Raw genomic sequence first — 23681 nt, forward strand, 5'->3', positions numbered from 1 at the left:
AAAAAGGGGCCCGCAGTCTGCGGGTCCCAAAGGAGCCGAGCTTTTGCCAAAGCCACTCGTCACCACCCCTGATCCGTCGAACCAAGAGCACCGACACCCCTCGCCCGGCCCCCGCCTTCAAGACAGGTTGATCGACGGCGGAATCATTTCGCGGCCCAGACCGTACCGGCCGGGTTGTTGATGGGCACGCCCACGGAGTTGCCGTATTCGGTCCACGAGCCGTCGTAGTTGCGCACCTGGTAGCCCAAGATCTTGGACAGCGCAAACCAGGTGTGGCTGGAGCGCTCGCCGATGCGGCAGTAAGTGATGACGGGCTTGCTGCCGTCGATGCCCACGCCCGCATAGAGCTTCTTGAGTTCTTCGGCGGACTTGAAGCTGCCGTCCTCGCGCACGGCCTGGCCCCAGGGCACGTTGACGGCACCGGGGATGTGGCCGGCGCGGATGGCCAGCTCCGGCACGCCGGCCGGGGCGAAGACCTTGCCCTGGTATTCGTCGGCCGAGCGGATGTCGACGAGCCTGGCGTCGCTGCGACCTTCGGCCGAGGCCAGCGCATCGGTCAGGCGCGCGCGCAGCGCGGTGTTGACCTTGCCCACGCGGTAGATGGTGGCCGCATATTCCGGAGCGCGGTTGTTGAGGGGGCGGTTTTCGGCCTCCCACTTCTTGCGGCCGCCGTCCAGCAGCTTGACGTTCTGCACGCCATAGATGTCGAAGACCCAGGCCCCCCAGGCCGCGAACCAGTTGTTGGTATCGCCGTACAGCACGACCGTGGTGCCGTCCTTCACGCCGGCCTGCGACAGCAGTTTCTCGAACTGCTCCTTGCCCACGATGTCGCGGCGCACCTTGTCGTTGAGATCGTTGTGCCACGAGAAATTGACCGCGCCCGGCACATGGGAGCGCTCGTACAGGCCGGGGTTGACGCTGACTTCGACGATGCGCACGTCGGCGCGGTTGAGGTTGGCCGCCAGCCATTCGGTGCTGACCAGCGGACCTTCGGGAACGGGCGCATTGGCATGGGCCGTGCCGCCGATCAGGGCCGCGACGTACAGCACGGTGCAGGCACCCTGGCGCAGGGTGGCGGGGATGGTGGAGAAAGCGGTCGGCGTTGCCATCACGGTCCTTTGTTCGCAGTTGCGTTGATTGCTCGGTTGGGGTCGGGTTGCTCTGCAATGCAATGTAGGCAGGGGCGGGCCGGTTCCCAACTGCGCAATCCGCAGATGGATATGCGCCGCCAAGGCATGGACAGCGGCACCCCGGGTTCTCTGCTACCCTCGGGCGCCTATGTCAGCGCCCCTGTCTCCCGCCGTCGCGCAAGCGCAGCCGGCCATGTCCCCCGTCCTGGTCGTCATCCTGCTCGGCCTGCTGCTGGGGCTTCAGCCGCTGGCCACAGATCTGTACCTGCCCGCCCTGCCCTCGATACAGGCGGCCTTCTCCACCCAGGTGTCCCAGGTGCAGCTCACGCTGACGGCCTTCCTGCTGGCCTTCGGCTGCTCGCAGCTGGCCTGGGGGCCGCTGTCCGACCGCTTCGGGCGCAGGCCCATCCTGCTGGCAGGCATGTCCATCTATGTGCTGGCGGCCCTGGGCAGCGGCAGCGCCGAGACCATGGAGTCGCTGATCGCCTGGCGCGCGCTGCAGGGGGCATCGCTGGGCGCCGGCGTGATGTGCGCGCGCGCCATGGTGCGCGACCTGTTCGCTCCGCACCTGGGCGCCCAGGTCATGTCCAAGGCGCTGACCGGGCTGGGCGTGATCGCCTTCCTGAGCCCCGTCAGCGGCAGCCTGCTGGTGGATTCGCTGGGCTGGCGCGCCACCATGCTGGCCCAGGCGGTGATGGGTGCGCTGGCCCTGCTGCTGGTGGCCCTGCGCTTCACGGAGACACTGGCCCGCACCAATCCCACGGCGCTGCAGCCGCTGGCCCTGGCGCGCAACTGGATCACCATCTTGCGCCACCCGGGATTCCAGTCCTACCAGTTGCTGACCTGCTGCACCTATGCGGCCCTGTTCACCAATCTGGCCGCATCTTCCTTCACCTATATCCATGTGCTGGGCGTGAGCCGCACGGGCTACGGCCTGCTGATGGGCAGCAATGCGCTGTGCTACATCGCGGGCACCTTCCTGTGCCGCTGGCTGCTGCAGCGCATGGATGTGCGGCGCGCCGTGCAGATTGCCGGGCTGGCCAGCCTGCTGTCGGCCACGGCCATCGGCATTGCGGCGCTGGCCGATGCGCGCAGCCTCTGGGCCTATGCCCTGCCCTTCTATATCTTCCAGATCGCCCATGGCGTGCACATGCCCTGCGGCCAGAGCAATGCCATCGCGCCCTTCCCGCAGTCGGCGGGCACGGCCTCGGCGCTCAACGGCTTCACCATGATGCTCATCGCCTTTGCCATGGGACACTGGCTGGGCCTGCACCTGGACGGCCAGTCCACCCGGCCCATGGCCTTCGGCATCTGGTTCTGGGGCGTGTGCACGGCCCTGGTCGCCTGGGGGCTGGTGCGCCGCCACGGCGGGGTCGATGGCCACCGCTGATTTTCATTTCCTGCGTTTGCGTTTTTTGAATGTCCACCGCTTCCCCGCTCCCCTGCCTGGCCATCGCCGGCCCCACCGCTTCCGGCAAGACCGCTGCCGCCCTGGCCCTGGCCAGGCTGCTGGCCGAACGCGGCCAGGCCGCAGAAATCATCAGCGTGGACTCGGCCCTGGTCTATCGCGGCATGGACATCGGCACGGCCAAGCCCACGCCCGAAGAACTGGCTGCCTGCCCCCATCACCTGATCGATATCCGCGACCCGCTGCAGGCCTACAGCGCGGCCGAGTTCGTGCAGGACACGCAGCGCCTGGTGGCCGAGATCCACGCGCGCGGCGCCCTGCCGCTGCTGGTGGGCGGCACCATGCTGTATTTCAAGGCCCTGCAGGATGGCATTGACGACATGCCGGCCGCCGACCCCGCCGTGCGCGAGCGGCTGGACGCCCAGGCCGCGCAGATCGGCTGGCCCGCCATGCATGCGCTGCTGGCCCAGGTCGATCCCGCAACGGCCGCGCGCCTGGCGCCGGCCGACAGCCAGCGCATACAGCGCGCGCTGGAGGTCTGGCATGTGTCGGGCAAACCGCTGTCCAGCTTTCATACGCGCAGTGGCAAGAATGCCGAACAGGGCCTGATCAGCCCCGGCGGCTTCTTCTCGCTGGAGCCGCAGGACCGCGCCTGGCTGCATGCGCGCATCGCCCAGCGCTTCGACGCCATGCTGGACGCCGGTTTCATCGACGAAGTGCAGCAACTGCGCGCGCGCGGCGACCTGCACCTGGACCTGCCCTCCATCCGCTGCGTGGGCTACCGCCAGGCCTGGGAATCGCTGGACGGCCTGTACCCCATGGACTCGCTGCGCGAGCGCGGCATTGCCGCCACGCGCCAGCTGGCCAAGCGCCAGATCACCTGGCTGCGCAGCATGCCCGCCCGCCATGCCATTGCCTGCGATGCGCCCGATGCCCAGTCGCAACTGCTGCAGGCAGCGATGGCCGTGGTGGCCGCAGCAACCCAGGCCCGCAACGGCTGAACAGGAAACCGCCTTCATGACTGCCGTACTCCAGGACAACACGCCGCTGACTCAGCCGCCGCTGCTTCAGGTCCAGGGCCTGGCGCGGCGCTACCGCAACGACGGCGGCACGGAAACCGCCGTCTTCGAGAACGTGGACTGCAGCGTGGCGCGCGGCGAGTTCGTGGCCATCGTGGGTGACTCGGGCGTGGGCAAGTCCACCTTTCTCAACTGCCTGGCCGGGCTCGATGAGTGGCAGCAGGGCCGCGTGCTGCACGAAGGCCAGGACCTGTCGGCCCTGGATGAAACCGGCCGTGCGCTGTGGCGGCGCAGCCATGTGGGCTTCGTGTTCCAGGCCTTCCATGTGCTGCCGCACCTGGATGTCTGGCACAACGTGGCCCTGCCGCTGATGCTGCTGCAGCGGCTGGATGCAGCGGGCCGCCAGCGCGTGCAGCAACTGCTGCAGGCCGTCGGGCTGCAGGGGCTGGAGCAGCGCCTGCCCTGGCAGCTCAGCGGCGGCCAGCTGCAGCGCGTGGCCATTGCACGCGCCCTGGTCCACGGCCCGGCCCTGCTGCTGGCCGACGAGCCCACCGGCAACCTGGACCCCGGCACGGCCGCACAGGTCATGGAACTGCTGCTGCAGCAGACCCGGGAACACCAGGCCGCCCTGGTGCTGGTCACGCACTCCATCGAGGCCGCGCGCCGTGCCGACCGCGTGCTGCGCCTGACCGCGCAGGGCATGCAGCCCGCCTAGCACCAGAGACCATCCGCCCATGCTCGCCCTGCTTCGCACCTTTTCCTGGCAGGAGCTGCGCCAGCATCCCTGGCGCACGGCCACCGCCCTGGTGGCCATCATGCTGGGCGTGGCCCTGGGCTTTGCCGTGCACGTGATCAACCAGTCCGCGCTCGATGAGTTCTCGCGCGCCGTGCGCACGGTCAGCGGCCAGCCGGACCTGGAGCTGCGTGCCATGCAGGGCGGCTTGCCCGAATCGCTGTATGGCCGTGTTGCGCAGCAGCCCCAGGTCAGCCTGGCCGCACCCTGGATCGAAGCCACGGCCCTGGCCGGCACCGCCACGCCGGTGCAGTTGCGCGTGCTGGGCGGCGATGCGCTGCGGCTGGCGCCCGTGGCGCCTGCGCTCATGCCCCGGCTGTTCGATGGCGGCGGGCGGCTGGACCTGTTCGCGCCCGATGCGGTCTTCCTCAATGCAACGGCACTCGAAGCCCTGGGCCTGACGCCGGAGCAGGCGCGGCACACACCCCTGCCATGGCAACTGGGCGGGCGCGCGCAGACCCTGCGCATCGCGGGCACGGTCGCCGCATCCGGCCCGCCGCTGGCCGTGATGGACATCGGCGCGCTGCAGGACAGCCTGCAGCGCTGGGGCCAGGTGGACCGCATCGATGTGCTGCTGGCCGAAGGCGCCACGCGCGAGTCCCTGCTGGCCGAACTGCGCCGCCTGCCCGACTGGCCCGCCCAGGCCCTGGCCAGCCGCCCCGGCGACGACCAGCAGCGCATTGCCGAGATGTCGCGCGCCTACCGCGTCAACCTCACGGTGCTGGCCCTGGTGGCGCTGTTCACGGGGGCGTTCCTGGTGTTCTCGGTGCTGGCGCTCAGCGTGGCCCAGCGCGCGCCGCAGTTCGCCCTGCTGGCCGTGCTGGGACTGACACCGCGCCAGCGCCTGGGCCTGGTGCTGCTGGAATCGCTGCTGCTGGGACTGTTGGGCAGCGCGGCCGGCATTGCCCTGGGCGCGGGATTGGCCTGGCTGGCCCTGCACCTGCTGGGCGGTGACCTGGGCGGCGGCTACTTTGCAGGCGTGCAGCCCGCGCTGCAGTGGAGCGCCGGCGCCGCGCTGACCTTTGGCCTGCTGGGCGTGGCCGCCACCGTGGCTGGCGGCTGGTGGCCGGCGCGCCAGGCCATGGAGTTGCCGCCTGCGGCCACGCTCAAGGGCCAGGGTGCGGGCTCCGAACGCGCGGCGCGCGGCCTGCCGGCCCTGCTGCTGATGGCAGCCAGCGTGGCCCTGGCCTTTGTGCCGCCCGTGGCCGGCATTCCCCTGGCCGCCTATGTCGCCGTGGCCCTGCTGCTTCTGGGTGGCATGGCCGCCCTGCCCTGGCTGTTGGGCCAGCTGTTGCGCCTGGTGCCGCAATCGCTGCTGCGCCAGCCGCTGGCCCTGCTGCCCGTGGAGCGCGCACGGCGCATGCGCCGCAGCACCACGGTGGCCGTGGGCGGCGTGGTGGCCAGCCTGAGCCTGGCCGTGGCGCTGACCGTGATGGTGGCCAGCTTCAGGGACAGCATGATCGCCTGGCTGGATGCCGTGCTGCCCGCCCCGCTGTACCTGCGCACGGCCGGCAGCGCAGGCCGTGCCGATGCCGCGCCCCTGCCCGCCGATCTGGCCGCGCGCATTGCCGCCCTGCCTGGCGTGCAGCGCGCCCAGCCCATGCGCAGCACCAGCCTGTGGCTCAGCCCGGATCGCCCCGCCGTCAACCTGCTGCTGCGCCCGCTGCATGGCCCCCAGGGCCAGCAGTTGCCGTGGATACAAGGCCCCGTGCAAGCGCCCGCTGGCAGCACGCCCGTCTATGTCAGTGAAGCCGTGGCCCAACTCTATGGCGTGCGGCCGGGCCAGGAGTGGCCGCTGCTGGCCCAGGCCCTGCCGTCGGAAGATTCCCGCGTGTTTGTGGCCGGCATCTGGCGCGACTATGTGCGCCAGTTCGGCGCCATCGCCATGGACTGGGATGACTACCAACGGCTTGCCGACGGCAGCGCCACCACGGCAGGCCCCACCGAAATCGCCATCTGGCCGGACGGCGACGACACGGCCACGGAGCAGCAGCTGCAGGCGCGTATCCAGTCGCTGATGACCGGGCCGGGCGCCGCGCAAGCACTGGAGTTCGCCAGCAGCGGCGCGCTGCGCGAGCGCTCTATGCGCATCTTCGACCGCAGCTTTGCCGTGACCTACTGGCTGCAGGCCGTGGCCATCGGCATCGGCCTGTTCGGCATCGCGGCCAGCTTCAGCGCCCAGGTGCTGGCACGGCGCAAGGAATTCGGCCTGCTCGCCCACCTGGGCCTGACGCGGCGCGACATCCTGGCCGTGGTGGCCGGCGAAGGCATGGCCTGGACCACGGCGGGCGCCATCGCGGGCAGCCTGCTGGGCCTGGGTGTGGCCGTGATCCTGGTGCATGTGGTGAATCCGCAAAGCTTTCACTGGACCATGGAGCTGTCCCTGCCCTGGCCCCGCCTTTTGGCGCTGGCTGCCAGCGTGATCGCGGCAGGCACGCTGACGGCCTGGCTGGCCGGGCGTGCGGCTGCAGGGCGCGAGGCAGTGCTGGCGGTCAAGGAGGATTGGTAAACCCCATCCCTCCGCGCAAACCGATAGCCTGCAAAAAATGAAAACGCATAATCAATTGTTAATTTTTCTTACAAGAGAATCATTTTCTATCTGATCATTCGCCCGACTTCGGCAGTGCTGCGCCCTATCCACGGGGGTGCCTGCCTCTACAAAAATCAGACAGGCGCATTGCCGTCTGTACGCGGGAGATCGGACTCATGGCAGGTTTCGGAAAACGTTGGGCTGCGTCGCTGGCCCTGGGCGCGGCAATGTGCGGCTCGGCCTGGGGGCAGATTGTCTTTCCTCCAGGCTCCAGCATCGATCTGGCTGGCGGTTCGTTCAATTCGTTTTGCGTCCCCGTTTCGATGGGCGGGGAACTGGCCCTGGGCACGGGCACCTTCGATTCGGGGTCCTTTGCCTTTGACGCGGGCTCCACGGTGACCGGCACGGGCGGCCAGCTCAACATCGGCGGCGACCTGACGAGCGCGGCGGCACTGAATCTCGGCACCAGCAGCGTTGTGCTTTCAGACACCTGTGCACCCGGAACGACCCTGACACTCAGCGGAAATATCGTCGTGAAGGATCTGACACTGATCAGCACCGGCCCGACACCCCCGACCATCGTTCTTCCCGCAGGTACCAACCTCACCGTGCTGGGCACGCTCACGCTGGGCTCTCCCGGCAAGCCGGTGGTGCTGACCTCGTCCGGTCCCGGCACTGCCGTGGTCACGCTAGGCCCCTTGGCCACAGTGTCCAACCCCAGCGGAAGCGGGATCCCTGGCAACGTGCAGATTGGCGCACCGGTGGTGGTGGCTCCAGCCAGCATCCCCACGCTCAGCACCTACGGGCTGATGCTGATGAGCCTGCTGCTCGGCGGCATGGCCCTGCACCGCCAGCGCCGCGCAACACGCCTCTGAGCAGGCCGGGCGCCCCGGCATCCGGCCCCTGGGCCGGCCCATTCTTCTTCCATCCTGGCGCCCGCCACGCGGGTGCCGGCTTTCCGCGCGTATTCATCCAAGCAGCATCTGAACCATGGACCGTCGCAACTTCCCCATCCCTCCCCGCCTTCTCTGGTCGCTGTGCATCAGCGCGGGAATCTTCAGCCCGGCAGCCCATGCCGCCGACGTGAGCATCACTATGCCGGCCGGTGGCAATTTCGTGATCAAGAATTCTGCGGGGGCCGAACGCTTGCGGGTACAGAACACAGGGGAGGTGCTGGTACCAGCCCTGCCTGCCGATGCAGCCACTGGCAACCAGCTGCTGTGCGTTGACGGCGCCACGGGGCAATTGGTGCATTGCGCGCCGGGTGTGGGCGGCGGGGCAACTGGCGCTACGGGAGCCACAGGGGCGGCTGGCGCCACAGGGGCAACAGGTCCTGTAGGCGCGACAGGCGCCACAGGGGTGGCTGGTCCGTCAGGCGCAACGGGAGTCACAGGTCCAACTGGGGCCACCGGTGCGGGCACCCCAGGCACCACGGGTTCGACGGGGGCCACTGGCGCGACTGGACCCACCGGACCTACAGGGGCCACGGGTGCAACCGGCCCGACGGGCCCGACCGGCATGACAGGGGCTACGGGCGTGACAGGGGCCCAGGGTGACACAGGTCCCACAGGGCCCCAGGGCGCGCAAGGCATTCAGGGAATCCAGGGCATCCAGGGCGTGACGGGTGCCACAGGAGCTGGACTTCAAGGCCCCACAGGCCCTGCAGGAGTCCCGGGGCCTGCAGGCTCGGGTGGGTTTTTCCAGACGTATACAACTCCTGCCCGCGGCAACAGCGCTGGCAACGGCACAATTTATTTGTTTGCCAACGGCGGCGGTAACACATTCGAGACCGATGCGCAGCGCATGGTACACACCTCATGCACCAATGCTTCATTGCGCGCCATGCTGACAGAGAACAGGGCGTTGAGCCTGACGCTGCAGCTGCGTCGAGGCGTGAACGAGAACTTCTCCAATGTGTCGGGCGTGCCAATCTGTACGCTTTCCAATGCCAACCCCACATGTGATGTGTCCGGCCCCGCCACTTACGCACCAGGCGACACCATGACTGTGCAGTTGGTTGGCACCCAGGCCTTCAATACGGCGGTTACCGGTTTGATCGTGGTGGCCTCCTGCCAGTGAGCTCGCTATGCGACCTGCGCGCCGCGTCCATATCTGCCTGAACATGATCGTCAAGAACGAGGCCCCGGTGATCGCGCGTTGCCTGGCCTCGGTCAAGCCGTGGGTAGACCATTGGGTGATCGTGGACACGGGCTCCAGCGATGGCACGCAGGACCTGGTGCGCCAGTGCATGGAGGGCATACCCGGCAGCCTGCACGAGCGGCCCTGGGTGGACTTCGCCCACAACCGCAACGAGGCGCTGGAGCTGGCGCGGCCGCACGGTGACTACCTGCTGTTCATTGATGCCGACGAGCAGCTGCGCGTGCCCGAAGGCTTTGCATGGCCGGCGCTGGAGGCGGACGGCTGCATGCTGTCCTGCCACATGGCGGGCACCGAATACCAGCGCAATGCGCTGATCGCCACGCGCGTGGACTGGCGCTGGGAAGGCGTGCTGCACGAGTACCTGACCGCCCCGGCGCACCAGGCCTGGCAGATGCTGGCGGGGCCGTACATCGATGTCTCGCACGACGGCGCGCGGGCGCGGGACCCGCAGACCTACCTGCGCGACATCGCCGTGCTCGAAAAGGCCGTGCGCGAGCAGCCCGGCAACACGCGCAACGTGTTCTATCTGGCGCAAAGCCACCGCGACGCGGGCCAGATCGAGTCCAGCCTGCATTGGTACCGGCAGCGCGCCGCCATGGGCGGCTGGGCCGAGGAGCAGTGGTTTGCGCTGTTCCAGATCGGCGTGCTGCTGGAGCGCTCGGGCGCCGAGCCGGCCGCCGTGCGCGAGGCCTATCTCACCGCCTATGCCGCGCGACCGCAGCGGGCCGAGCCCCTGTGCGAGCTGGCGCGCTACCATCGCGAGCGGTCCGAGTTTGCCCTGGCATGCCTCTATGCGCGCCAGGCCGCCGCGCTGCCGCGCCCGGCCGAGGACATCCTGTTCATCGACGCCCAGGTTTATGCCTGGCGCGCACTGGACGAGCTGGCCGTCAGCGCCTTCTACACCCCGCTGCGCGACCTGGGCCGCGCCGCGCTGCAGCAGTTGCTGGCCGAACGCCGCTACCCTGCCAGCGAGCAGGCACGCATCGAGGCCAATCGCCCCTTCTATGGCCTGTAGCCGCCTGGGCCGGGCAGCCTGCGACAATGGCCGCCATGCCGCACACCACCTCCCCCTGGCTGCATGAAGCCATCAACCGCATCGAGGCCGACTACCAGCGCAGTGCCGACACGCACCTGATACCGCTGCCCCTGCCCGGCTTTGCCGGCCTGGGGATCGATCTCTACCTCAAGGACGAATCCACCCATCCCACGGGCAGCCTCAAGCACCGGCTGGCGCGCTCGCTGTTTCTCTATGCGCTGTGCAATGGCTGGGTGCACGAGGGATCGACCATCGTCGAGGCATCGAGCGGCTCCACGGCCGTGAGCGAGGCCTACTTCGCGCGCCTGCTGGGCCTGCCCTTCGTGGCCGTGATGCCGCGCAGCACCTCGGTGGAGAAGATTGCACTGATCGAGTTCTACGGCGGCCGCTGCCATCTGGTGGACAGCGCCGCCCAGGTCTATGACGAGGCACGCGCCGTGGCCGCGCAGGCCGGCGGCCACTACATGGACCAGTTCACCTATGCCGAGCGCGCCACCGACTGGCGTGGCAACAACAATATTGCGGAGAGCATGTTCACCCAGATGCGGCGCGAGCGCCATGCCGTGCCGCGCTGGATCGTGGTGGGCGCGGGCACGGGCGGCACCAGTGCCACCATCGGCCGCTACGTGCGTTTCCAGCGCCATGCCACGGGCATCTGCGTGGCCGACCCCGAGGGCTCGGTGTTCGCCGCCTACCACCGCACGGGCGATGCCACCCTCACCGCGCCGGGCTCGCGCATCGAGGGCATAGGCCGCCCGCGCGTGGAGCCCAGCTTCGTGCGCACTCTGGTGGACCGCATGGAGGAGGTGGCGGACTGCGATTCCCTGGCCGCCATGCGCAGCCTGTCCGCACTGCTGGGCCGGCGCGTGGGGCCGTCCACCGGCACCAACTACGTGGCCATGCTCAGGCTGGCCAGCGAGATGCGCCAGCGCGGCGAGCAGGGCTCCATTCTTTCGCTGCTGTGCGATGCGGGCGAGCGCTACCTGCCCACCTACCATGATGCGGACTGGGTGATGCAGCGCATCGGCGACTGCGGGCCGGCCCAGGCGCGCATCGCGCAGTTGCAAGGCTGATCCATGATGCCCCTGCCCCGCCGCCATCTGCTGGGCCTGGCTGCCGGCCTGGGCCTGGGGGCGGCAGGACTGCCCGCCCAGGCACTGCCGCCACGCACGCTGGTCTTCCCGCGCGACCACGGCAGCCACCCCGGGCTGCGCACCGAGTGGTGGTACATCACCGGCCAGGCACGCGCAGCGGGCCGGGCCTGGGGTTTCCAGATCACCTTCTTCCGGTCGCGCGTGCAGGCCACGCAGGAGCTGCGCTCCGCCTTTGCGGCGCGCCAGTTGCTGTTTGCCCATGCGGCGCTGTGCGATGTGCAGGGCGCTCGCCTGCACCACGACCAGCGCATTGCGCGCGCAGGCTTTGGCATTGCCCAGGCCAGCGAGGCCGATGCCGACGTGCGGCTGCAGGACTGGTCGCTGGCCCGCACCGATGAAGGCGCTGCCGAGCGCTATACCACGCGCCTGCGCAGCAGCACATTCGCCCTGGACCTGCGCTTTGACACCCGCCTGCCCCCCTTGCTGCAGGGCCGCGCCGGCCTGTCGCGCAAGGGTCCCGAACCCGATCAGGCCAGCTACTACTACAGCCGCCCGCAGCTGCAGGTGAGCGGCACGCTGGAGCTGGCAGGCCAGCGCATGGCGATAGAAGCCGCACGCGAGCCCGGCGACAACCGCGCCTGGCTGGACCATGAATGGAGCCAGGCCCTGCTGCACCCCGAGGCCGTGGGCTGGGACTGGATAGGCATGAACCTGTTCGACGGCGGCGCGCTCACGGCCTTTCGCGTGCGACGGGCGGATGGCAGCGCGTTGTGGGCCGGCGGCTCGCTGCGCGGTGTGGATGGCACGCTGCAGGTCTTCGCCCACGATGCAGTGCAGTTCACGCCGCTGCGCCACTGGAGCAGCCCTGCCAGCGGAGCGCGCTACCCCGTGCAATGGCAGGTGGACACGCCCGCTGGCCGCTTCACCGTGAACGCCCTGGTCGATGACCAGGAGCTGGACAGCAGCGCCTCCACCGGTGCCATCTACTGGGAGGGCCTGTGCAGCCTGCAAAAGCCCACCGGCCCGGGCCAGGAGGCGCGAGCCGGTCAGGGATACCTGGAGATGACGGGCTACGCCCGGCCGCTGCAGTTGTAGCTATGGCAGTCAACAGCATGGGCACGTAGCCCACCCCCTTGAAACCGTCCCAACCCGGCTCTCAAGGGGTACGCTTTTTCTGCAGCCGGACGATCAGCTCGCCCATGATGCCCTTGCGGAACAGCAGCACGCAGACCACGAAGATCAGGCCCGTGACGATGGTCACCGACTCGCCCAGCGTGGAGAACCACTCCACGCCCGTGAGGCGCTGCAGGAAGAGGCCGAACTCGCCGATCTTGTTCTCCAGCATGACCACCACGGCCGATCCCAGGATGGGGCCGGACAGCGTGCCCAGGCCGCCCATCAGCGTCATCAGGATCACGTGGCCGGAGGTGGTCCAGTGCACATCCGACAGCGTGGCAAAGCCCAGCACCACGGTCTTGAGCGAACCGGCCAGGCCCGTGAGCGCGGCCGAGATCACGAAGGCCAGCAGCTTGAAGCGCGCCACGTCGTAGCCCAGCGAGGTCGCGCGCGGCTCGTTCTCCTTGATGGCCTTGAGCACCTGGCCGAAGGGCGAGTGGATGGTGCGCACGATCAGCAGGAAGGCCAGGACCACGATGACCAGCGTGACGTAGTACATGGTCATGTCGCTGGCCAGGTCGATGAGGCCGAACAGCTTGCCGCGCGGCACGCCCTGCAGCCCGTCCTCGCCGCCCGTGAAGGGCGCCTGCAGGCACACGAAGAACAGCATCTGGGCCAGCGCCAGCGTGATCATGGAAAAGTAGATGCCCTGGCGGCGGATGGCCAGCCAGCCGAAGATCAGCCCCAGCAGCGCGCCGCCGGCCGTGCCGGCCAGCATGGCCAGCTCGGGCGTGAAGCCCCAGCCCTTGATGGCGTAGCCCGTCACATAGGCCGCGCCGCCCAGGAAGGCCGCGTGGCCGAAGGACAGCAGGCCCGTGTAGCCCAGCAGCAGGTTGAAGGCCGAGGCGAACAGTGCGAAGCACATGAGCTTCATCACGAACACCGGATACGCGCCCAGCAGGGGCGCCGCCAGCAGGCCCAGCAGCAGCAGGCCATAGCCCCAGGGGGCAATGCGTTGAACGAGAGTCTTGGATTTCATGTGGTCGGCCCCTTGTCCTCGTTCTTGTTATTTCTCTTTGCCGAACAGGCCGGCGGGGCGGATGAGCAAAACGATGACCATGATGAAGAACACCACGGTGGACGATGCCTCGGGCCAGAAGACCTTGGTCAGGCCCTCGATCACCCCCAGGCCCAGGCCGGTGAGGATGGAGCCCATGATGGAGCCCATGCCTCCGATCACCACCACGGCGAAGACCACGATGATGAGGTTCTGCCCCATCAGCGGCGTGACCTGGTAGACGGGCGCCGCCAGCACGCCGGCAAAGGCGGCCAGGGCCGCGCCGAAGGCATAGGTCAGCGTGATCATCACGGGCACGTTGACGCCGAAGGCCTCGACCAGGCGCGGGTTCTCGGTGCCGGCCCGCAGGTAGGCGCCAATGCGCGTCTTCTCGATCATGAACCAGGTGGCCACGCAGACCACGATGGAGGCGAGCACCACCCATGCGCGGTAGTTGGGCAGGATCATGAAGCCCAGGTTGGTCGCGCCCTCCAGCAGCTCGGGCGTGTCATAGCCCAGCCCCGAGACGCCGTAGACCGAGCGGAACAGGCCCTCGATCAGCAGCGACAGGCCCAGCGTCAGCAACAGGCCGTAGAGATGGTCGAGCTTGTAGATCCAGCGCAACAGGAAGCGCTCGATCAGCACCCCCAGCAGGCCCACCAGCAGCGGCGACAGCACCAGCATCACCCAGTAGTTGATGTTGAAGTAGCTCATGGCCATCCAGGTGACCATGGCGCCCAGCATGAACAACGCGCCGTGGGCGAAGTTGATCACGTTGAGCAGGCCGAAGATCACCGCCAGCCCCAGGCTGAGGATGGCGTAGAACGAGCCGTTGACCAGCCCCAGAAGGAGCTGGCTCATCAGGCCTGGCAGGGAAACACCAAAGATTTCCATGGGATGCAGCTGTCGTGGTTGGCCGGGTGGCGGTTGGGGGTCAGTGGCGGCGCGGCGTTACTTCCACAGCGCGCACTTGGTCTCGGCCTTGGTGGTCCAGACCTGGTCGGCGGGCAGCGTGGCCACGACCTTCAGGTAGTCCCAGGGCTTCTTGGACTCGGCGGGCTTCTTGACCTCGACCAGGTACATGTCGTGGGCAAAGGTGCCGTCGGGACGGATCGAGCCCTTGCCGTAGAAATCGTCGATGGGCGTGCTCTTGAGATGGGCCATGACCTTGTCGGCATCCGTGGACTTCACGGCCTGCACGGCCTTGAGGTAGCTGGTCACGGCCGAGTAGTCGGCGGCCTGGATGGAGGTAGGCATGCGCTTGGTCTTGGCAAAGAAGCGCTCGGCGAACTTGCGCGCCGCGTCGTTCTGGTCCCAGTACCAGCTGGTGGTGAACTGCATGCCTTCGGTGTTCTTCAGGCCCAGGCTATGGATGTCGGTCAGGAACACCAGCAGGCCCACGGTCTTCATGCTCTTGTTGATGCCGAATTCCTTGGCCGCCTTGATGGCGTTGATGGTGTCGCCACCGGCATTGGCCAGGCCCAGGATCTGGGCCTTGGAGGCCTGCGCCTGCAGCAGGAAGGACGAGAAGTCCGAGGCGTTGAGCGGATGCTTGACGCCGCCCACCACCTTGCCGCCCTTGGCCTTGATCACCGCCGTGGTGTCGTTCTCCAGCGCGTGGCCGAAGGCGTAGTCTGCCGTCAGGAAGAACCAGTCCTTGCCGCCGCGCTCCACCACGGCCGTGCCCGTGCCCTTGGCCAGGGCCACGGTGTCATAGGCGTAGTGCACGGTGTAGGGATTGCACTGCTCGTTGGTCAGCGCCGACGAGCCTGCGCCGCTGTTGAAGTGCACGCGCTTTTTCTCATTGGCCACCTGCGACACCGCCAGGGCCGTGCCGGAGTTGGTGCCGCTGAACACCAGCGAGATACCCTGCGTGTCCACCCACTCGCGCACCTTGGAGGCGGCGATGTCGGCCTTGTTCTGGTGGTCGGCGCTCAGCAGCTCGATGGGCTGGCCCAGCACCTTGCCGCCGAAGTCATCGATGGCCATCTGCATGGCGGTGACGGCATTCTTGCCTTCCACGTCCGCATACAGGCTGGACATGTCGGTCACGAAGCCGATCTTCACCTTCTCCTGTGCCATGGCAAGCGGGCTGGCCAGGCCGGCGGCGGCCAGCATGCACGACAGTGCGGTCAGTTTTGCTTTCATTGGTGTCTCCTTCGCGTTGATGTCTTGGGTTTTTTGTCACAGGGCCATGGCAGGAATGCAGCCGGCGAGCCCCAGGCGCCAGCCACGATGGATATCCGGGTCAGACTCCGAGCAGTTCGTTGAGCACGGGCATCTTGGCCTGCAGCTCGGCCGCGCCGAAACGCTCGACCACATGGCCGTGCTCGACCACGTAGAAGCGGTCGGCCAGCGGCGCCGCGAAGTGGAAGTTCTGCTCCACCATCACCACGGTGTAGCCCTTGGTGCGCAGCATGGTGATCATGCGGGCCAGCGCCTGCACGATGACGGGGGCCAGGCCTTCGGAGATCTCGTCGAGCAGCAGCAGCCGCGCGCCGGTACGCAAAATGCGCGCCACCGCCAGCATCTGCTGCTCGCCGCCCGACAGGCGCGTGCCCTGGCTGTGGCGGCGCTCGGCCAGGTTGGGGAACATGGCGTAGATCTCATCCACGCTCATGCCCTGCTGGCCGGTCTTGAGCGGCGGCGGCAGCATCAGGTTCTCCTCGCACGAGAGGCTGGAGAAGATGCCGCGCTCTTCCGGGCAGTAGCCCACGCCCAGGTGGGCAATGCGGTGCGTGGGCAGGTGGATGGCCTCCACGCCATTGATCCTGATCGAGCCCTTGCGTGCGCCCGTCAGCCCCATGATGGCGCGCAGCGTGGACGTGCGGCCCGCGCCGTTGCGCCCCAGCAGCGTGACTACCTCGCCGGGCTGGACCACCAGGTCCATGCCGTGCAGCACATGGGATTCGCCATACCAGGCCTGCAGGCCCTTGATTTCCAATGCCGGTACAGTCATCTCAATGCGCTCCCTGCAACTGGCCGTCGGTGGTGCCCATATACGCTTCCATCACTTGCGGGTTGCGCGAAACTTCCTCGTATGGCCCCTCGGCCAGCACGGCGCCGCGCTGCAGCACCGTGATGCGGTCGGCGATGGTGGAGATCACCTTCATGTTGTGCTCCACCATGAGAATCGTGCGACCTGCCGAGACCTTCTTGATCAGCTGGGTCACGCGGTCCACGTCTTCGTGGCCCATGCCCTGGGTGGGCTCGTCCAGCAGCATCAGCTCGGGCTCCATGGCCAGCGTGGTGGCGATCTCCAGCGCGCGCTTGCGGCCATAGGGCAGGTTGACGGTGACCTCGTCGGCCAGGTCCTGCAGGCCGACTTCGGACAGCAGCTGCATGGCGCGGTCATTGAGCATGGACAGGCTTTTTTCGCTGCGCCAGAAATGGAACTCGGTGCCCAGCTTGCGCTGCAGGCCGATGCGCACGTTCTCCAGCAGCGTGCAATGCGGGAAGACGGCCGAGATCTGGAAGGACCGGATCACGCCACGGCGCGCGATCTGCGCCGGCGCCTCCTGCGTGATGTCCTCGCCGTTGAAACGGATGGTGCCGGAGGTGGGCTCCAGGAACTTGGTCAGCAGATTGAAGCAGGTGGTCTTGCCTGCGCCATTGGGGCCGATCAAGGCATGGATGGAGCCGCGGCGCACCGAAAGGTCCACCTTGCTCACCGCCGTAAATCCCTTGAACTCTTTGGTCAGGTTCCGGGTTTCGAGAATAACGTCGCTCATGTGCGCTTCGCCTGCTCCGTTGATGCTGCCAGCCGCCAACGCGTCGCCAGAGGCTCTGGTGGGCGTTGTGCAGGGTCGGACGCATCGTAGGCTTGCCGACGTTGTGCACCGCAGCGGGAAAACGCCTACGTAGGTGCTCCTAAGCACAGGCCCTGCCCCGCACTGCAGCATGGCGCATCAAGACGAGTCGCCGCAAAAACAAGAAGCAACCACTCACACTTGAAATAATCAAGCAGTCACGGGGCTGCAAGGCGCCGCGGCTGCAGGCGGGCCCTAGGGTTCTCCATCACCTCGGCCCGGCGACGCCCACGCGGAAGGCCAGAGCGCTTCCAAAGAGATAGCAAACTACCCTTTTTGCGGCTTGGCAGACAGCGACCAATGTCTGCTGCCTTACGGGAAACACCCAGGTGGGCAATCTCCCTGTGGCCTGCTCAGTCACTATGCGAAAAGCCGCGGATATGCTTGGGTTTGTCGCCCCATCAATTGAATGGCGACAAAGCGACTCAAAGCGCTATTCAATTAATAGCACCAGGTGATTGCCTGGCATGGGAATTGGCGATCGATCGCCATGAGCGCAATTGTCGCCGCCAAGACAGCATGTGCCCGGAGCAAGTTACTGCAGCGTTTCCTTGCTGCCTTGCGGCAAGGCCAATGGAACCACGGCAATGCCTTCGTCCAGCAATTGCATGGCCTGCTCGGGACTGGCCTTGCCGCGGATGGCGCGCTCTTCGGTCTCGCCATAGTGCATGCGGCGGGCTTCATCGGCAAAGCGTTCGCCCACGTCCTCGGTCTGCTGCGCGACCTTGCGCGACCACTGCAGCCAGGCGGCCTGCATGGCCTGCAATTGCTCACGCGCCTGGGGCGGCATGGCCGTTGAAGCAGCGGCTGCCGCGCTGGCGGCGGAGGCGGCTGCAGCAGGCTCTGCCGCCGCAGCCGGGGGCAAACTTGCAGGCTTGGCGCCAAGATTGATGCGGGGGGCGCTCAGGCGCTTGGTGATGTCGCTGTGGCCGCAGACGGGGCACAGCACCAGCTGGCGCTGCAGCTGGCTCTGGAAATCCTCTTCCGAGGCGAACCAGCCCTCGAAGAGGTGGCCCTGCGGGCAATGGAGGTCGAGCACTTTCATCGCGCACCCTCATCCATGAAGCAACCGGCACCGCGGCCTCAGCCGCGGCGGTGAATCAGGAAACGATAGACGAAACCCGGGAATGCCAGTGTCAGGAACAACGCCCCCGTGATGGCATAGAACTCCCAGCCCTGGGGTGCAATCTGCCCCACGCGGCGCTCCAGCAGCAGCGCCACGCCGCCGACGATGAAGTACAGCAGCACCATCTCCAGCAGGCACAGGGCCAGCGGCTTGCGCTGGGTGCGCAGCGGCCCCAGCTGCAGCCAGCGGGGGTTGAAGAAAGGCAAATTGGCTGCCACAAAGGCAGCCAATATCACGAGCCAGATCGAAGCGGTTTGCGACAAGCCGATGTCCTCACCGCAGGGCCTTGCGCGCAAGGCCCTGCACAGGGAAAGTGGATCAGGAAGCCAGGGCGCGCACGACGGCGTCGGCGCACAGGGCCATCAGGCCGCCGGGCAGGATGCCCAGACCCAGCACCAGGGCGCCATTGAGGGTCAGCACCACGCGCACGTCCAGCGAAGCGGAAACGCTGGTGGCGGTGATGGGCTCATCAAAGTACATGACCTTGACGACGCGCAGGTAGTAGAAGGCGCCGATCAGCGACATGACCACGGCGAACACGGCCAGGGCGATGTACAGGCTGTGGCCCGAAGCCACCAGCGCCTGCAGCACCGACAGCTTGGCGTAGAAGCCGACCAGGGGCGGAATGCCGGCCATGGAGAACAGGCAGATCGCCATCACGCCGGCATACAGCGGGCTACGCTGGTTCAGGCCGGCAAAGTCGGCGACCTCTTCGCTCTCGAAGCCTTCGCGGGCCAGCAGCTGGATCACGCCGAAGGCGGCCAGCGTGGTCAGCACATAGGTCACCACGTAGAACATGGCCGAGCTGTAGGCGTTCTCGACGGTGGCCGGATCGACCTTGCCGTCGACCACACCCGACATCAGGCCCAGCAGCACGAAGCCCATCTGCGAGATGGTCGAGTAGGCCAGCATGCGCTTGAGGTTGGTCTGCTGCAGGCCGGCCAGGTTGCCGACCAGCAGAGAGGCAATGGCAAGCACGGCCAGCATCTGCTGCCAGTCGATGGCCAGCGGCAGCAGGCCGTCCACCAGCAGGCGGATGACGATGGCGAAGGCCGCCAGCTTGGGCGCGCCACCGATCATGGTGGTGATGGCCGTGGGAGCGCCCTGGTACACGTCGGGGACCCACATGTGGAAGGGAACCACGCCCAGCTTGAAGGCCAGGCCGGAGACCACGAAGACCAGGCCGAACACCAGCACCTGGTGCTTGATTTCGCCCGAGTTGATGGCCTTGAACACCTGGCCGATGTCCAGCGAACCGGTCGCGCCGTAGAGCATGGACATGCCGTACAGCAGGAAGCCGCTGGCCATGGCGCCAAGCACGAAGTACTTCATCGCGGCCTCGACCGAAGCCGTGTGGTCGCGGCGCAGCGCCACCAGGGCGTAGCTGGACAGCGTCAGCAGCTCCAGGCCCAGGTAGATGACCAGGAAGTTGTTGCCCGAGATCATGATGAACATGCCCAGCAGCGCGAGCATGGCCAGCGTGAAGAGCTCGCCGCCGCGCAGCATGTCGCGGTCAGCGGCATAGGGTCGGCCGTAGACCAGGGTGACCATCATGGCCACGGTGGCGAAACACTTGAGCCAGTTGCCCATGGCGTCGGAGACGACCATGTTGCCCCAGCCATAGAACGTGTTGCCACTGGAGGCATACATGCCTTGCAGCACGGCCACCACGCCCAGGGTCAGCAGTGTCAGAACATAGGTGCCCGTGCGGCGCGGGCTTTTGACGCCCAGGTCCACCAGGGCGATCACGCAGGCCATGACCAGGAGAAGGATCTCCGGATAGATGGCCAGCCAGCTGATGTTGTCAATCATCTCGATTCTCTCGTTTCAGTCTGGTCACTGCAGCTTGCTCATGGCCACATGCTTGAGCAGCTCGGCCACGGACACATCCATCACGTCAGTGAAGGGCTTGGGATACAGGCCCATGTACAGCACGGCGATGGCCAGCAGACCCAGCACCAGGAACTCGCGGTTGCCGATGTCGGTCAGGCCGCGCACATTGTCATTGGTGACAGGACCCAGGTAGACGCGCTTGTACATCCACAGCGTGTAGGCCGCGCCGAAGATCAGCGCCGTGGCAGCGCCCAGGCCGATCCAGAAGTTGTATTGCACGGCGCCCAGGATCACCATCCACTCGCCGACGAAGCCGGCCGTCGCGGGCAGGCCGCAGTTGGCCATGGCGAACAGCAGCGCGAAGGCCGCGAACTTGGGCATGGTGTTGACCACGCCGCCGTAGGAAGCGATTTCACGCGAGTGCACGCGGTCGTAGAGCACGCCGATGCACAGGAACATGGCGCCCGACACGAAGCCGTGGGCAATCATCTGCACGATGCCGCCAGCAATGCCCAGCGGATTGAAGATGAAGAAGCCCAGGGTCACGAAGCCCATGTGGGCCACGGACGAGTAGGCCACCAGCTTCTTCATGTCCTTTTGCACCAGGGCGACCACGCCCACGTAGATCACGGCGATCAGCGACAGGGCGATGACCAGCCAGGCCCACTTGTGCGAGGCATCGGGTGCGATGGGCATGGAAAAGCGCAGGAAACCGTAGGCGCCCAGCTTCAGCATGATGGCGGCCAGCACGGCGGAGCCGCCGGTGGGCGCTTCCACGTGCACGTCGGGCAGCCAGGTGTGGACCGGCCACATCGGCACCTTCACGGCAAAGGCCGCGAAGAAGGCGAAGAAGATCAGCGTCTGGGCCGTCATGGACAGCGGCAGCTTGTGCCAGTCGAGGATCTCGAAGCTGCCACCCGACTGGGTGTACAGGTAGATCACGGCGACCAGGGTCAGCAGCGAACCCATCAGCGTGTACAGGAAGAACTTGAAGGCCGCATAGATGCGGTTGGGACCGCCCCAGATGCCGATGATGAGGTACATCGGGATCAGCGTGGCCTCGAAGAACACGTAGAACAGCAGGCCGTCCAGCGCGCTGAACACGCCGACCATCAGGCCGGACAGGATCAGGAAGGCGCCCATGTACTGGTTCACGCGCTCGGTGATGTTCTCCCACGACGCGATCACGACGATCACGGTGATGAAGGCGGTCAGCGGCACGAACCAGAACGAGATGCCATCCACGCCCAGGTGGTAGTGGATGTTGAAGCGCTCGATCCACAGCGCCTTCTCCACGAACTGCATGGCAGCCGTGCTGTTGTCGAACTGCTGTATCAGCGGCAGCGTGACGGCCAAGCCTGCCAGCGCGCCGACCAGGGCCAGCCAGCGCACTGCCTTGACCTGATCCTCGCGGCCCAGGGCCAGCAGGAGGGCGCCGAAGGCGATCGGCACCCAGATTGAAAGACTCAACCAATGCATTTTTGTTCTTCCCCTACTACTTGTTGAGCCACACGAAATACGTCATGAGAGCGAACACGCCCAGCAGCATGACCAACGCGTAGTGATAGAGATAGCCCGACTGCAGCTTGCGCACCCACTGGCCGATGCGGCCGATGAGCTTCCACGAGCCGTTGACGATGCCGCCATCGATGATGGCCTGGTCGCCGACCTTCCAGAAGAAGCTGCCGAAGGCGCGTGCGCCGCGGGCGAAGATGTTCTCGTAGACCCAGTCCACGCCGTACTTGCCTTCCAGTGCCTGGTAGACACCGATCTTCTGCATGGACGACTTGATGGCGGCAGGCACTTCGGGCTTGACCATGTAGAACAGGTAGGAGACGACGACGCCTGCCAGTGCAAGCCAGAACGGCGCGGCCGTGAAGCCGTGCAGCGCCATGGGCACCCAGCCGTGGATCTTCTCGGCCAGCTCGGCCATGGCGCCGTGCTTGCTGCCATCGACGTGGATCACACCCTTGAAGAAATCACCGAACAGCATGGGCATCAGTGCCAGGGCACCGATCACCACCGAGGGGATGGCCAGCAGCATCAGCGGGCCGGTCACGACCAGTGGCGACTCATGCGGCTTGGCATCGTGGCCATGGCCGTGGTGGTCGTCATGGGCGTGGTGGTCATCGTGGCCATGGTGGTGCGCATCGGGATTCTGGTCGTAGCGCTCCTTGCCGTGGAAGACGATGAAGTACAGGCGGAAGGAGTAGAAGGCCGTGATGAACACGCCGGCCAGCACCGCGAAATTGGCGAAGCCAGCACCCGGCAGGTTGGTGGCATGCACGGCCTCGATGATGGCGTCCTTCGAGTAGAAGCCCGAGAAGAACGGCGTGCCGATCAGCGCCAGGTTGCCCAGCAGGAACGTGATCCAGGTGATGGGCATGTACTTGCGCACGCCGCCCATCCAGCGGATGTCCTGGTTGTGGTGCATGCCCATGATCACCGAGCCGGCGCCAAGGAACAGCAGGGCCTTGAAGAAGGCGTGGGTCATCAGGTGGAACACGGCCACCGAGTAGGCCGAGGCGCCCAGGGCCACGGTCATGTAGCCCAGCTGCGACAGCGTGGAGTACGCGATCACGCGCTTGATGTCGTTCTGGATGATGCCCAGCACGCCCATGAACAGCGCCGTGATGGAGCCGATCACCAGGATGAAGCTCAGCGCGGTGTCCGACAGCTCGTACAGCGGCGACATGCGCGAGACCATGAAGATGCCGGCCGTCACCATGGTGGCGGCGTGGATCAGTGCCGAGATGGGGGTCGGGCCTTCCATCGAATCGGGCAGCCAGGCATGCAGCGGGAACTGGGCCGACTTGCCCATGGCGCCGATGAACAGGCAGATGGCCGTCACCGTCACCAGCAGCCAGCCGGTGCCCGGCAGCAGGGTGTTCTGGATCTCGGGCAGCTTGGCGAAGATCTCGCCATAGTTCATGGTGCCCGTGTAGGCAGCGATCAGGCCGATGCCCAGGATGAAGCCGAAGTCGCCCACGCGGTTGACCAGGAAGGCCTTCATGTTGGCGAAGATGGCCGAGGGCTTGTTGTAGTAGAAGCCGATCAGCAGATACGACACCAGGCCCACGGCTTCCCAGCCGAAGAACAGCTGCAGCAGGTTGTTGCTCATGACGAGCATCAACATGGAGAAGGTGAACAGCGAGATGTAGGAGAAGAAACGGTTGTAGCCGTCATCTTCCTGCATGTAGCCGATGGTGTAGATGTGCACCATCAGCGACACGAAGGTCACCACGCACATCATCATGGCCGTGATGCTGTCGATCAGGAAACCGACTTCCATCTTCAGCCCGCCGATTTCCATCCAGGTGTAGATGGACTGGTCGAAGCGCGCCCCGTCGAAGATCACGCTGTTGAAGGTGATGGCCGACAGGATGAAGGCGATCAGCACGCCCAAAATCGTGAGGGAATGGCTGCCGCCGCGACCGATCTTGTTGCCGCCGAAGGCCGTGCCCCAGATACCCGCGAGCGCGGAACCCGCCAGCGGTGCCAGCGGCACCGCCAGGAGCATGGATGCAGAGAGTGTTTGACTCATTCTTAAGAACCTTGCAAGTTACGGCG

The 23681-nt window shown here is 66.6% G+C and carries 20 protein-coding genes; 9 read left to right on the top strand and 11 right to left on the bottom strand.

The genetic code is table 11. The features are described 5' to 3' along the window. Positions 1-143: 143 nt before the first annotated feature. Complete coding sequence (locus ACF8O7_RS10495) at positions 144-1109, bottom strand: sulfurtransferase (protein WP_392443323.1); 966 nt, start codon at positions 1107-1109, stop codon at positions 144-146. A 214-nt stretch (positions 1110-1323) separates the two neighbouring features. Between ACF8O7_RS10495 and ACF8O7_RS10500 the strand changes: the two genes are divergently transcribed. The 9 genes from ACF8O7_RS10500 (at position 1324) to ACF8O7_RS10540 (ending at position 12265) form a co-directional block, all read left to right on the top strand. Beyond that, positions 1324-2520, top strand: a complete 1197-nt coding sequence (locus ACF8O7_RS10500) for a multidrug effflux MFS transporter (RefSeq protein ID WP_392443326.1) — start codon at positions 1324-1326, stop codon at positions 2518-2520. Positions 2521-2549: 29 nt separating this feature from the next. After that, the gene (gene miaA / locus ACF8O7_RS10505) at positions 2550-3539 is read left to right on the top strand and encodes a tRNA (adenosine(37)-N6)-dimethylallyltransferase MiaA (protein ID WP_126310762.1); all 990 of its coding nucleotides are present in this window, start codon (positions 2550-2552) and stop codon (positions 3537-3539) included. A 16-nt stretch (positions 3540-3555) separates the two neighbouring features. Beyond that, a complete protein-coding gene (locus ACF8O7_RS10510; RefSeq protein ID WP_126310764.1) occupies positions 3556-4272 on the top strand; it encodes an ABC transporter ATP-binding protein in 717 nt (238 codons plus the stop codon). Positions 4273-4291: 19 nt separating this feature from the next. After that, positions 4292-6859, top strand: a complete 2568-nt coding sequence (locus ACF8O7_RS10515) for an FtsX-like permease family protein (protein ID WP_126310766.1) — start codon at positions 4292-4294, stop codon at positions 6857-6859. A gap of 197 nt (positions 6860-7056) precedes the next feature. After that, on the top strand, positions 7057-7755 hold the full coding sequence (locus ACF8O7_RS10520) for an IPTL-CTERM sorting domain-containing protein (protein WP_016447689.1): 699 nt from the start codon (positions 7057-7059) through the stop codon (positions 7753-7755). An 880-nt stretch (positions 7756-8635) separates the two neighbouring features. Continuing rightward, positions 8636-8959, top strand: coding sequence for a hypothetical protein (locus ACF8O7_RS10525; protein ID WP_082254695.1), 324 nt, complete (start codon positions 8636-8638; stop codon positions 8957-8959). 7 nt (positions 8960-8966) lie between these two features. Continuing rightward, entirely contained in the window at positions 8967-10055 is a 1089-nt protein-coding gene (locus ACF8O7_RS10530) for a glycosyltransferase (RefSeq protein WP_074921023.1), read from the top strand. Between the two features lie 26 nt (positions 10056-10081). After that, complete coding sequence (locus ACF8O7_RS10535) at positions 10082-11149, top strand: PLP-dependent cysteine synthase family protein (RefSeq protein ID WP_016447693.1); 1068 nt, start codon at positions 10082-10084, stop codon at positions 11147-11149. A gap of 3 nt (positions 11150-11152) precedes the next feature. Further along, positions 11153-12265: a lipocalin-like domain-containing protein gene (locus ACF8O7_RS10540; RefSeq protein WP_126310770.1), complete on the top strand. Its 1113-nt coding sequence runs from the start codon at positions 11153-11155 to the stop codon at positions 12263-12265. 61 nt (positions 12266-12326) lie between these two features. Here the strand turns inward: ACF8O7_RS10540 and ACF8O7_RS10545 are convergent, their stop codons facing one another. From ACF8O7_RS10545 to nuoL, 10 genes are all read right to left on the bottom strand, one after another. Beyond that, a complete protein-coding gene (locus ACF8O7_RS10545; protein WP_016447695.1) occupies positions 12327-13325 on the bottom strand; it encodes a branched-chain amino acid ABC transporter permease in 999 nt (332 codons plus the stop codon). 27 nt (positions 13326-13352) lie between these two features. Beyond that, entirely contained in the window at positions 13353-14237 is an 885-nt protein-coding gene (locus ACF8O7_RS10550) for a branched-chain amino acid ABC transporter permease (RefSeq protein ID WP_012206960.1), read from the bottom strand. A 57-nt stretch (positions 14238-14294) separates the two neighbouring features. Further along, complete coding sequence (locus ACF8O7_RS10555) at positions 14295-15491, bottom strand: ABC transporter substrate-binding protein (protein WP_016447696.1); 1197 nt, start codon at positions 15489-15491, stop codon at positions 14295-14297. 100 nt (positions 15492-15591) lie between these two features. Next, positions 15592-16302, bottom strand: a complete 711-nt coding sequence (locus tag ACF8O7_RS10560) for an ABC transporter ATP-binding protein (RefSeq protein WP_126310772.1) — start codon at positions 16300-16302, stop codon at positions 15592-15594. A 1-nt stretch (position 16303) separates the two neighbouring features. After that, the gene (locus ACF8O7_RS10565; protein WP_016447698.1) at positions 16304-17074 is read right to left on the bottom strand and encodes an ABC transporter ATP-binding protein; all 771 of its coding nucleotides are present in this window, start codon (positions 17072-17074) and stop codon (positions 16304-16306) included. Between the two features lie 613 nt (positions 17075-17687). Beyond that, on the bottom strand, positions 17688-18197 hold the full coding sequence (locus ACF8O7_RS10570) for a DUF1178 family protein (protein ID WP_034363788.1): 510 nt from the start codon (positions 18195-18197) through the stop codon (positions 17688-17690). Positions 18198-18235: 38 nt separating this feature from the next. After that, positions 18236-18541, bottom strand: coding sequence for a DUF2818 family protein (locus ACF8O7_RS10575; RefSeq protein WP_126310774.1), 306 nt, complete (start codon positions 18539-18541; stop codon positions 18236-18238). A gap of 55 nt (positions 18542-18596) precedes the next feature. Beyond that, positions 18597-20090 (bottom strand): NADH-quinone oxidoreductase subunit NuoN, encoded by a 1494-nt coding sequence (gene nuoN / locus ACF8O7_RS10580; protein ID WP_016447701.1) that lies wholly within the window; start codon positions 20088-20090, stop codon positions 18597-18599. 24 nt (positions 20091-20114) lie between these two features. Next, positions 20115-21590: an NADH-quinone oxidoreductase subunit M gene (locus tag ACF8O7_RS10585; protein ID WP_046239124.1), complete on the bottom strand. Its 1476-nt coding sequence runs from the start codon at positions 21588-21590 to the stop codon at positions 20115-20117. A gap of 16 nt (positions 21591-21606) precedes the next feature. Next, on the bottom strand, positions 21607-23655 hold the full coding sequence (nuoL, locus tag ACF8O7_RS10590) for an NADH-quinone oxidoreductase subunit L (RefSeq protein WP_026062052.1): 2049 nt from the start codon (positions 23653-23655) through the stop codon (positions 21607-21609). Positions 23656-23681 lie beyond the last annotated feature (26 nt).

The organism is Delftia sp. WSY_16, from assembly GCF_043104415.1.
Lineage (GTDB): Bacteria > Pseudomonadota > Gammaproteobacteria > Burkholderiales > Burkholderiaceae_C > Comamonas > Comamonas tsuruhatensis.